At 72.1% G+C, this 11182-nt stretch carries 9 protein-coding genes; 4 read left to right on the top strand and 5 right to left on the bottom strand.

The window, feature by feature from the left end; all coding sequences use genetic code 11:
• The first annotated feature begins 222 nt into the window (after window positions 1-222).
• Window positions 223-723 (top strand): hypothetical protein, encoded by a 501-nt coding sequence (locus OG276_RS34375; protein WP_266911468.1) that lies wholly within the window; start codon window positions 223-225, stop codon window positions 721-723.
• Between the two features lie 40 nt (window positions 724-763).
• Here the strand turns inward: OG276_RS34375 and kstD are convergent, their stop codons facing one another.
• The 3 genes from kstD to OG276_RS34390 form a co-directional block, all read right to left on the bottom strand.
• Window positions 764-2560, bottom strand: a complete 1797-nt coding sequence (kstD, locus tag OG276_RS34380; protein ID WP_323182389.1) for a 3-oxosteroid 1-dehydrogenase — start codon at window positions 2558-2560, stop codon at window positions 764-766.
• 202 nt (window positions 2561-2762) lie between these two features.
• On the bottom strand, window positions 2763-2957 hold the full coding sequence (locus tag OG276_RS34385) for a hypothetical protein (protein ID WP_266911470.1): 195 nt from the start codon (window positions 2955-2957) through the stop codon (window positions 2763-2765).
• Between the two features lie 185 nt (window positions 2958-3142).
• Window positions 3143-4267 (bottom strand): aminoglycoside phosphotransferase family protein, encoded by a 1125-nt coding sequence (locus tag OG276_RS34390; RefSeq protein WP_266911472.1) that lies wholly within the window; start codon window positions 4265-4267, stop codon window positions 3143-3145.
• A 230-nt stretch (window positions 4268-4497) separates the two neighbouring features.
• Between OG276_RS34390 and OG276_RS34395 the strand changes: the two genes are divergently transcribed.
• Window positions 4498-5979: a hypothetical protein gene (locus tag OG276_RS34395; RefSeq protein ID WP_266911474.1), complete on the top strand. Its 1482-nt coding sequence runs from the start codon at window positions 4498-4500 to the stop codon at window positions 5977-5979.
• 127 nt (window positions 5980-6106) lie between these two features.
• On the opposite strand, the gene OG276_RS34400 is transcribed toward OG276_RS34395, so the two are convergent.
• Window positions 6107-7534, bottom strand: coding sequence for a PP2C family protein-serine/threonine phosphatase (locus OG276_RS34400; protein WP_266911476.1), 1428 nt, complete (start codon window positions 7532-7534; stop codon window positions 6107-6109).
• Window positions 7535-7790: 256 nt separating this feature from the next.
• On the bottom strand, window positions 7791-8039 hold the full coding sequence (locus OG276_RS34405) for an SCO4226 family nickel-binding protein (RefSeq protein ID WP_266911478.1): 249 nt from the start codon (window positions 8037-8039) through the stop codon (window positions 7791-7793).
• Window positions 8040-8424: 385 nt separating this feature from the next.
• Here OG276_RS34405 and OG276_RS34410 point away from each other — a divergent pair, with 385 nt between their 5' ends.
• Together OG276_RS34410 and OG276_RS34415 are read left to right on the top strand one after the other, a co-directional pair.
• The gene (locus tag OG276_RS34410) at window positions 8425-10683 is read left to right on the top strand and encodes a xanthine dehydrogenase family protein molybdopterin-binding subunit (RefSeq protein WP_266911480.1); all 2259 of its coding nucleotides are present in this window, start codon (window positions 8425-8427) and stop codon (window positions 10681-10683) included.
• A 21-nt stretch (window positions 10684-10704) separates the two neighbouring features.
• Complete coding sequence (locus OG276_RS34415; RefSeq protein WP_266875757.1) at window positions 10705-11160, top strand: (2Fe-2S)-binding protein; 456 nt, start codon at window positions 10705-10707, stop codon at window positions 11158-11160.
• Window positions 11161-11182: the final 22 nt, after the last annotated feature.

Genomic DNA, 11182 nt, shown 5'->3' on the forward strand with positions numbered 1-11182 from the left:
CTGGAAGAACCCAGCCTCGCCGGCGTTTGAGGCGCGGGGGTCCGGGGGCTGGCCCCCGGAAACGGCGCCGCACGCGGCAGGGGTCCGGGCGGAGCCCGGGGAACGGTGGAAGGGCGGGTAGGGGACTTCGGCCCGCGCAGCGGTGCAGCCGGAGCCGGGGCACGGGGGGCCGGGTCGGGGGTGGAGGGCCGCGGGACGCGGCAGGGCACGTACCATGGCGGCATGTCCTTCCTCCGCCGCCACCGCGCCGCCACACCCGCCGGCCCGGACTTCGACGTCCTGGCCATGGACCCGGGGGACTGGCCGGGCAATCTCGGGGCCGGGCTGCTGCCCGCGCCCGACGGCAGCTGCCAGGGTGTCTTCCTCCGCTACGACCTGTTCGGCGGACGCGGCCCCGCGATGATCATCGGAAACCTCCCCGAGGGTTCCCCCGCGCGCGACCTCTCCGAGGGCCAGGTCCCCTTCGAGGTGGCCCAGCTCCTCGACGCCCTCGAGAACGACGAGGACGTCGAGGTCACCGGTGCCGAGGACTGCCCCGTCATGCAGGGCGACAACCTCCTCATCGTCCGCAAGGTCAAGCTCTCCGAGAGCCGGATCAGCTGCGTGCAGTTCGACCGCAGTGACAACGTGCTGGTCACCATCGCGAGCTGGGACCGGCCGATCACGGACGATCTCTACGCGCTGCTGAAGCCGCTCCCGGCAGAGCTCTTCCAGCAGGGCTAGCCGGCGGGGCCGGCCGTAGCCGCGGCGTCGGCCGCGGCCGTCACGCGTCCGCGATGTCGTTGGCGGCCACGTAGCCGAAGGTCATCGCGGGACCGATCGTCGACCCGGCCCCCGCGTAGCTGTGCCCCATCACGGCCGCACTCGCGTTGCCCGCCGCCCACAGGCCCCGGATCACCGATCCGTCCGCGCGCAGCGCGCGGGCCCGCGCGTCCGTGACGATGCCGCCCTTCGTGCCCAGGTCGCCCGGCACGATCTTGAAGGCGTAGAACGGCGGCGCCCAGATCGGGGCCAGACAGGAGTTCGGCGTCACGCCCGGGTCCGTGTAGTAGTGGTCGTACGCGGTGTCGCCCCGGTGGAAGTCGGGGTCGGTGCCGTTCCACGCCTGGCCGTTGAACCGGTTGAGCGTCGAGCGCAGGGCGGCCGCCGGCACCCCGATCTGGTTGGCCAGGGCGTCCCAGGTCCATGCCTTCTTCGCGGCGCCCACCTGGTACCAGGAGTCGGGGAAGACGAGCGTCGGCAGGATGTCCTTGAACAGGTACTTGTTGCGGTAGTTCTGATCGACGATCAGCCAGGCCGGGATGTGCGAGCCGGTGGCGTTCCGGTCCTTCTCGTACATCACGTGCACCACATCGCTGTACGGGGCGGCCTCGTTGACGAAGCGGGTGCCCTTTCCGTTGACCATCAGGCCCCCGGGCAGGGTCCGTTCGGCCAGGCAGAAGTACGGTTCGTTGGGGAGCGGGATGGACGGACCCCACCAGGCGTCGTCCATCAACGCGAGCGCCGCACCGGCCCGTTGGCCCGCGCGGATCCCGTCGCCCGTGTTCTCCTTCGCGCCGACCGACCACTGGGTGCCGACCGGCTGCTGCTGGTACTGGGCCCGCATCTCCGCGTTGTGCTCGAATCCGCCCGAGCCGATGACCACGCCCTTGCGGGCCCGCACCACGCCCCGTACGCCCGCCTTCTCCACCACGACGCCGGTGACCGCGCCGCCCTCCTGGACCAGGTCGACGAGCGGGCTGTTCAGCCATACGGGGACCCCGGCCTGCAGCAGTCCGGCCCGCAGGCCGGTCGCCAGGGCCTGGCCCATGGTCAGCGGCTTCTGCCCGCACAGCGCGGCCGCCGTACCGCGCGCCAGGCATTCGGTGGACACCGCGAGTCCCTTCGCGCTGACTGCGGCGAGGTTGAGCCACTTGTAGTCCTGGCTGAACACCACCATGCCGGCGGGCACGGGCATGTACGCCGGGTTCAGGTGGGCCAGCTCGGCACCGAGTATGTTCCCGTCGATCTGGTCCGGCTCGATGGAGCGGCCGTTGGGGAGCCCGCCGGGGAGGTTCGGGTAGTAGTCGCTGTAGCCGTCCATGAAGCGGAAGCGCAGCGGGCTGCTGGCCATCACGAAGTCCAGCATCCGGGGCCCGTTGGCGAGGAAGGCCGCCTGCCGGTCCGCGGAGGAGCCGTTGCCGACGACGGCCGCCAGGTACTGCGCCGCCTTCGCCGGAGTGTCCGGGACGCCCGCTCCCAAAATCACCGAGTTGTTGGGCAGCCAGATCCCGGCGCCGGACCGGGCGGCCGAACCGCCGAAGGTCGGGGCCTTCTCGACCACGAGCACGCTCAGGCCCCGCTTGGCCGCGGTGAGCGCGGCGGTCATTCCGGCCGCTCCGGAGCCGACCACGACGACGTCGTACTCGCCGAGCGCGGGCCCGTCCGCGGCGTGCGCGCCGGCAGCCGGCAGCACGGTGGCGGCGAGTACCCCGGCGCCGGTCCCGGCGAGGACCGTCCGGCGGGAGGGGAGGGCATCGCTTGGTTCGCGACTCGCTGAGGAGGCGGTTCTCGCGGTCATGGGCAGGCTCCAGCGGAGAGGGGGGAGGGGATGGATCCAGCATTCTGATGCTGAGTCAGAAAAGGTCTTCGGGGGATCATGTGAAGTCAAGGCATACGCGCCAGTCGCACATCCGGAGCGGACATGCGAAATCCCGTGGCGTACGCACCGGATGTGCGCACCACGGGATTTCGGGGGGTCGGGCCGCCGGGCCCGGGTCAGGTCACCGGTTGGGCGTGAAGTCCGCCGTGCGAGCGGCTCCGTTCCCGTCGGCCGCCGGGGCGTAGTTGGCGTAAGGGGTGGGGCCCGCGATCGCTCGCACGGATTCGTCCGCCGCCATCGCCGCCCCGGCCCCGGCACCGGTCGCCACGAGCCCTGCCGTCAGGGTGACGGCGGCCGCCAGATTGCGTATGCGCATGTTTTCCTCCCCTGTTCGTTCCGGCGTGCGCCGGAGCGAACACCAGTGTGCAACACGCCGTAGTCCGCGGCCGGACGAGCCGCGGGACTACGGAGCCGGGGGACCAGGGGCCCGGTGGACCAGTGGCCCGGTGGGCCAGGAGCCCACCGGGCCACTGGTCCACCGCGACCATCGGGCGCCGAAGGTCAGCGCGTGCCCACCGCCGCTCGGACCGCCCTGCGGGCCATGCCCGCGTCGTCGTGCAGGCGGCGCAGCAGCAGGCGCTGCTCCTCGCCCGAGGACAGGGATCCCGCCGGCGGTGCCTGGGTCGGGGTGGTCGCCAGCATCGAGCGCTGCACGGCCGTCTCCGACATCCGGATCTCCCGGGTCAGCACCAGCATCAGGTTGACCAGGAACGCGTCCCGCGCGGCCGGTCCGGCCGCCTGGGCCAGGCGGCTGATCTGGGCGCGTGCGGCGGGGGCGTCGCCCAGTACCGTCCACAGGGTGGCCAGGTCGTAGCCCGGCCGGTACCAGCCCGCGTGCTCCCAGTCGAGGAGCACGGGACCCGTCGGGGACAGCAGCAGGTTCGACAGCAGCGCGTCGCCGTGGTTGAACTGCCAGGGGTTGCCCGACATCTTCACGCCGTGCAGCAGCTTCTGCAGATCGCCGAAGTCACGGTCGGTCAGCAGGCCCAGCTGGTAGTCCCGGGCGATCCGCCGGTCGTAGTCCAGCGGCCGTCCGAACAGCTCGTCGGCGGGCCGCCAGCCGTTCACCTGGCGCACCGCTCCCAGCGCCGCCCGCAGGTCGGCCCGCGGAGGGGCCTCCACCGGATGCCGCTGGAGCGCGGCGACCCGGCCGGCCATCCGCTCGACGATCAGTACGCAGTTCTCCGGATCGGCGGCGATCAGCCGGGGCACCCGGACCTGCGGGCGGTGCCGGACGAACGTCCGGTACGTCGCTATTTCGTGCCGGTACCGCTCGCGCCACTCGGGCGAGTGATCCAGTAAAACCTTCGCGACGGCCGTCATCCGTCCGGTGGTTCCCACCAACAGGACCGACCGGCCGCTGCGGCGCAGTACCTGGACCGGCGCGAACTCGGGACAGATGCGCTGCACGGAGGCGAGTGCGGTGCGCAACTGCGCCCCTTGGGGCCCCGACAGGTCGATTCTTCCGCTGAGCGGCTGCGATCCGATACCCGGCATCCGCCGCGCCCGAACGGCGCCCGGCGCCGGGGCCGCGGAGCGGCCGGGTTCGAGGTAGGGGCCGCCGCCCGCGGGGAGCGTGCGGTGCGGCCGGACCGGGGCGGACACGGAGGACGTTGATACGTACATGGCGTTACGGATCCCTTCGTGCGCCGACGAGTTGCGTACGCCGCCCCGCCGGATCCCCTGCATCGCCCTGGGGAGTTCCGCCGGTGACCGGGTCGGGGAGGCGCATTCCTACCTGACACCCCGGCGTGGGTGGCGGACCACATTGCGTGCCCTGGCGAACCCTGGCGAATAGTCGCTCGGCATCTGACGGGGGGTTACTGTCAACTCAGCCGAGAACCTGGGGGCTTGACGTGAGCAAAGGTCCAAACACCCGTCTGAACGACCTGTTCGGCCTGGCCGGCTGGTCGAAGGGCGAACTGGCGAGGATGGTCAACCGGCAGGCGGCCTCGATGGGCCATCACCAGCTGGCCACCGACACCTCGCGGGTGCGGCGCTGGATCGACATGGGGGAGACCCCGCGCGAACCGGTGCCCACGGTACTGGCAGCACTGTTCACCGAGCGGCTCGGTCGTGTCGTGACCATCGAGGACCTCGGGTTCGTACGACAACGGCGCACCGCCAAAGGACAGCAGGACGGGGAGCAGGAGAACCCCGACGGAATGCCCTGGGCGCCCGAACGCACAGCCGCGGTCCTCACCGAATTCACGGGAATGGACCTCATGCTCAACCGTCGCGGTCTGATGAGCGCGGGTGCCGTGCTCACCGCCGGCTCCGCCATCGGCAACGCCATGCACGACTGGCTCCACACCGACCCCGCCCGCGCGAAGGACGCGCACCGCCACACCGATGCCTTCCAGGCCGACTCGGCGGGCTACGACCGCTACGAGGCCGCGCCCATCGGCTCCCAGGAGATCGAGGCCCTGGAACGCTCGGTGGACGTCTTCCGCGCCTGGGACGCCTCCAGAGGCGGCGGCCTCCAGCGCAAGGCCGTGGTCGGACAGCTCAACGAGGTGGGCGGCATGCTCGCGTACCACCACCCCGACCACCTCCAGCGCAGGCTCTGGGGGGTGGCGGCCAACCTGGCCGTCCTGGCGGGCTGGATGTCCCACGACGTGGGCCTGGAGCCCACCGCGCAGAAGTACTTCGTCATCGCCGCGCACGCGGCCCGCGAGGGCGGCGACCGGCCGCGCGCGGGGGAGGCGCTGTCCCGCGCGGCCCGCCAGATGGTCCACCTGGGCAAGCCGAACGAGGCCCTCGACCTGATGAAGCTGGCACAGTCCGGCTCCGGCGAGCAGACGCTGCCCCGCACCCGCGCCATGCTCCACACCATCGAGGCCTGGGCGCAGGCCGCGCTCGGCAAGGGGCAGGCCATGCGCCGCACCCTGGGCGAGGCCGAGGACCTGTTCGTGTCCACCTCGGGCGACGTGCCGCCGCCCTCCTGGATGCAGCACTTCGACGAGGCCGATCTGCACGGCATGCAGGCACTGGCCTTCCGCACCCTCGCCGACCACGATCCCTCGGCGGCGACCATCGCGCAGCAGCACGCGAGGGAGGCCCTGCGGCTGCGGGCCGACGGCCACCAGCGCTCGATGATCTTCGACTACATCTCGATGGCGTCCGCCTGCTTCATCGCCGACGACCCGGAGCAGGCCGACCGATACGCCCGGCTGGCGCTGGTCTCGATGAACGAGACCTCCTCGCACCGGACGTGGGACCGGCTGCGCGAGATGTACCGGCTGACGGGCCAGTACTCCGGTTTCGCCGGCATCGAGGAGCTCCGCGAGGAGATCAAGCTGGCCCTGCCGAACAGCCCAGTGGCGCGGTCGGTTTGAGACGGGTGACCGCCCGGGTCCGAGGACGAGAGGGGTCGGGGACGAGAAAGGCCGCGCCTTCCGGCGCGGCCCCGAGTCCCTCGAATCACCCGCGGCTCGCTACGAGCCGCCCGCCTCTCGTACCTCGCTACGAGCCGATCCGGGCCACCAGTACGCAGGCGTCGTCCTCGCGCTCGCCCTCGCCGAACTCCCCGATCACCAGGCGCACGCAGTCCTGCGCGGACCGGGCGGCGGAGAAGTGCGGTGCCAGCGCCAGCAGCCGCTCGGTCCCGTCGGCCTTGCTGAACTCGATGCTGCGCGGCGTCAGTCCGTCGGTGTGCAGGACGAGCACGTCGCCGATCTCCAGCCGCTCCTCGGCCTGGCCGTACGCGGCTCCGGAGGTGGCTCCCAGCAGGACGCCCTCGGGCGGCAGGAGGGAACGACCCTGGCCGCGCCGGAACAGCAGCGGGGCGGGGTGACCTGCCTGGGCCCAGGACAGCACCCGGCGGGCGGGATCGTAGCGGCAGCACACCGCGGATCCCAGCGCGGGCTGGACGGAGGTTTCCAGGAGCTGGTTGAGCCAGCCCATCAGGGGGCCCGGCTCGATGCCGGCCATGGCCATCCCGCGCAGGGCGCCGAGCATCATCGCCATGCCGGAGGTCGCGGTCACCCCGTGGCCGGTGAGGTCACCCACCGTCAGCATGGAATCCCCGCCGGGGAGTTCGAGGGCGTCGTACCAGTCGCCGCCGATGAGCGCGCTGGTCGCGGAGGGCAGGTAGTGCGCCGCGACGTCCAGCGCCCTGGTGTTGTCGTGCGGGAACCGCAGGGAGCCGCGCCACGGGGGGAGCACGGCTTCCTGCAGCTCGACCGCCAGCCGGCGCTCGGTCTGCGCGATCTCCTGCCGGCGCTGCAGCGAGTCCCTGGACTCACGCACCGCCCGCTGGCTCCGGCGCAGTTCACTCACGTCCCGCAGCACGGCCCACATGGTGGCCGTGCAACCGTCGGAGTCGAGTACCGGCTCGCCCCTCATGTGCAGCGTCCTGACCCGGCCGTCGGCCCGGACGATGCGGAACTCGCCGTCGATCGGCTTGCCGTCCACCAGACAGGCCGTCACCATCGCGGTCAGCAGCGGCTGGTCCTCGGAGAACAGGGTGGATCCCAGTTCGTCGAGGGGGAGCGCGCCGGCCTCGGGGGAGCGGCCGAAGATCTGGAAGAGCTCGTCGGACCAACTGACCTCATCGGTCAGCAGGTTCCACTCGGCACTGCCGACCCTCGTCTGCTGGGCCTCGGCCCCCGTCTCGGGGGCGGCCTGCGGCAGCGCGGCCGACTCGGGCGAGGCGGGCGGCAGCCCTTCCTTGAGCTGGCCCAGGTGTGCGCGGAGGTCGTCGAGGTGGTGGACGGCGAGATCGCACAGTGCGCGTTGCCAGCGGCCCTGTGCGTCGTCGTCGTCGACGACGGTGTCGCGGCGGACGGCGTCGACTTCGCCCCGGAGCTGCCGGGTCTGCGAGATCAGCGCGTCCACCGACCCTGGCTCTGGGGGTTGCGCGGGGCGGTCCGCGTACAGGTGGGACGGCATCTGAACTCCGATACAGGCGCGGCACGGCCAAGTCTGAGGAGGGACCGGTTCTGAAGGAAGGGGCCGGTAACGACTGTTGCACAGCCTGCGACGGCCTGTAAGGCGTTTGGCAACATCCGTGGAGGACTTGCATCGGGCATATGCCTGAGGCCTTTCGGCCCTCCTGGAGCGTGCGAACGAATCCGGTCAGCCCATGCCGACGGGCCGGCGGGCGATCCCCGCCGACCCTTGCCTTTCCCTTGCGTTTCCCGGGTCGTCACACGGTGAGCGGTACCGGGTGGATCTCGCTGGCGGGGTGCCCCGTGCGCTCGTGAATGCGCTGGACCGCCTCCGCCGAGGGCGCCTCGGAGAGGCAGTAGACGGTGCCGGACGCGGGGTCGGCCCAGGCGCGCTCGAAGTGCACGCGCTCTTCCTTCTCGATGGCCAGGTCGGCCTTGTGGGCGGCCTTCAGCTGCTCCGCGGTGATGCCGGTCATGCCGTGGTGGACATCCATGTACTTCGTCACTGCCGCACACCTCTTCCCATGTGTTCGGTGTGGCACTGCCGTCCTTCTTCCATCGTCCTCCCGCGGCCGGAAACCGGCCCTTCGGGCGAGGGCGATCGATCGTACGGCCGAGGTGTGCGAGACCCGCCCCTCCCGTACCGGCGAAGGACGGCGCGGGATCCGGATCAACACGACCGGGCCTGTCCCCCCCCCCGAACGAAGGACCCCGTGCTCCCGACGGCCGCCGTCCGTCCTGCTCCCGGCAGCTTCCGGCGGTATGCCCGATATTCCGCCCGGTAGTTGATCCAGACTTCCCACCGCACCCCCGGATGGCTACTCTACGTGGCGGTAATGAGCCGGGGAGGTCCGCTGGGGCGGGCCGCGCGCAGGGTGGGGACACAACGACATGACCGGGCAGAGCCATGCGCCGACCGACGGGCAGAGCCATCCGCCGACCGACGGGCAGAGCCGGCGGTCCTTCCTCACCTATCTGGTCGCCGCTCCCACCCTCGCCCTCGTCACGCGCGCCGGCGCCGACCTCCTGGCCCCTCAGCCCGCGCACGCCGTGGTGCCGACCCTGCCCGCCCCCGCCGACCTGGTCGACCTCGGCGACCTGTTCATCCTGGCCGGCGCCCCCACCTCCGCCCTGCTCGCGCTCGCCGTGGAGGCCGACGGAACGATCCGCTTCCGGCTGCCGCGCGAGGAGGTGGGCCAAGGCCTCACCACCGCCGTGGCGATGCTCGTCGCCGAGGAACTGGACGCGCCGCTGGCCGCCGTACGGGTCGAACTGGACGACGCCCGCCCCGAGCTGCTCTTCAACCAGCTCACCGGATCCTCCAACTCCATCCGCTCCCTCTACGGCCCGGTCCGCCAGTGCGCCGCCACCGCCCGGGCCCGCCTGGTCGCGGCCGCCGCCGTGCGCTGGAGGCTCCCGGCGTCCACCCTGACCACGGCGAACGGCGCCGTCCGCGCCCCCGACGGCCGCACCGCGTCCTACGGCTCCCTCGCCGCGGCCGCCGCCGACCCCGCCCTGATCGTCCTCGGGGCCACCCCCAAGCCGGCGGCGAAGCACGCCCTGGTCGGCAAGCCCACCAGCCGGATCGACGCCCGCGCCATGGTCACCGGGGCCCAGCGCTACACCCTCGACCTGGACGTGCCCGGCGCCAAGCCCTGCGTGGTCCGCCGCCCTCCCACCCTCGGCGGCAGCGTCCGCTCCGTGGCCAACCTGGACGCCGTCCGGGCCATGCCCGGCGTGCTGCACGTGGTCACCATCGCCACCGGGGTCGCCGTCGTCGCCGAGACCTTCGGCCAGGCCCTCGACGCCAAGGCCGCCCTCCAGGTCACCTGGGGCCCGGGCCCGGCCGACCAGCTCTCGGACGCGGCCGTGCGCACGAAGCTGCGCGCCGCCACCCCGCCGCTGCTCGTGCCGCCGCTGCTCACCGCGCACGTGGACGCCGAGTTCGACTTCGCCTTCGTCAGCCACGCGCCGATGGAGACCAACTCGGCCGTCGCCGACGTGCGGGGCGACCGCGCCGAGATCTGGTCCGGACTCAAATCGCCCATCGTGGCCCGCGAGACGATCGCCGCCGACCTCGGCCTGCCCCTCGACAAGGTCACCGTCCACGTGGTGCAGGCCGGCGGCTCCTTCGGCCGGCGGCTGTTCTTCGACGCCGCCCTGGAAGCGGCCCGGATCTCCAAGGCCTGCCGCCGCCCGGTCCGGCTGATGTGGACCCGGGTGGACGACACCCGGCACGGCCGGATGCGCCCGGCCACCCACCACAAGATCCGGGCGACGCACCTGCTGGGCGAGGTGCTCAGCTTCGAGCACCGGGTCGCCGCCGCGGAGACCGACTTCCGGCACGGACTCGGCGAGATCATCACCGCCACCGCCGCCAGCCTCCCGCTCGGCATCGGCAACGCCACCCTCGCCCAGACCCTGTTCCTCACCACGATCAAGTCCCCGTACAACTTCGGACTCACCACCCAGGCGCTCACCGAGGTCCCGACCGGGGTCCCCACCGGGTCCTGGCGCTCGGTGTACTCGGCGAACACCCGCGGGGCCGAGGAGATCGTGGTGGACGAGCTGGCCGCCGCGACGGGCCGGGACCCGTACCAGTTCCGCCGGACCTTCCTGAAGACGGCCGCCCAGCGCGCCGTACTCGACAAGGCGGCCACCGAAGGGGGCTGGGGCCGGGCCATGCCGGCCGGCTGCGCCCAGGGCATCGCCTTCCACGAGGAGTACAAGTCCCGCACGGCCTGCCTGGTCGAGATCGACACCAGGGACCCGGAGCACATCCGCGTCACGAAGGCGGTCATCGCCGTCGACGTGGGCCTGCCCGTCAACCCGCGCGGACTGGAGGCCCAGATGATCGGCGGCCTGACCGACGCGATCTCCACCACGCTCAAGGCAGGCCTGCACCTGGACAAGGGGCTCCCGCTGGAAGGCAGTTACAGCCAGTTCCACTGGGCGCAGCAGCGCGACACCCCGAAGGACGTACGCGTCTACGTGCTCCCGGCGACCGGGACCGAGCCGGGCGGGGCCGGCGAGCTGGGCCTGCCCGCCGCCGTGGGCGCGATCGCCAACGCCTATGCCCGGGCCACCGGCACCAAGCCGCGCAGCTTCCCCCTCGACTTCGACGTCGACTTCACCCCGTACCCGCGCTAGTCCGCCTCCAGGAGCCAAGCCGTGCCCTCGCACACCTTCACCGTCAACGGGCAGAGCGTCACCGTGGACGCGCCCGACGATCTGCCCCTGCTGTGGGTGCTCCGCGACATGCTGAACGTACGCGGCCCCAAATACGGCTGCGGCGTGGACGTCTGCAAGGCCTGCACCAGCCACCTCGACGGGGTGGACGTCCGCCCGTGCGTGGTGCCGGTCTCCGCGTGCGCGGGGAAGTCGGTGACCACGATCGAGGGACTGGCCGACGGCGAGGACCTGCACCCGGTGCAGGAGGCCTGGCTCGAACAGGACGTCGCCCAGTGCGGCTTCTGCCAGCCCGGCCAGATCATGGCGGCCGTCGCCCTGCTGAAGCGGACGAGCACGCCCACGGACGAGGACATCGACGCGATCGCCAACATCTGCCGCTGCGGCACGTACTTCCGCATCCGGGAGGCGATCCGCAGCGCGGCGGCCAAAATGTAGGCGGTTCACCCCATGACACAGG

The sequence above is a fragment of the Streptomyces sp. NBC_00086 genome (assembly GCF_026343255.1).
GTDB lineage: Bacteria > Actinomycetota > Actinomycetes > Streptomycetales > Streptomycetaceae > Streptomyces.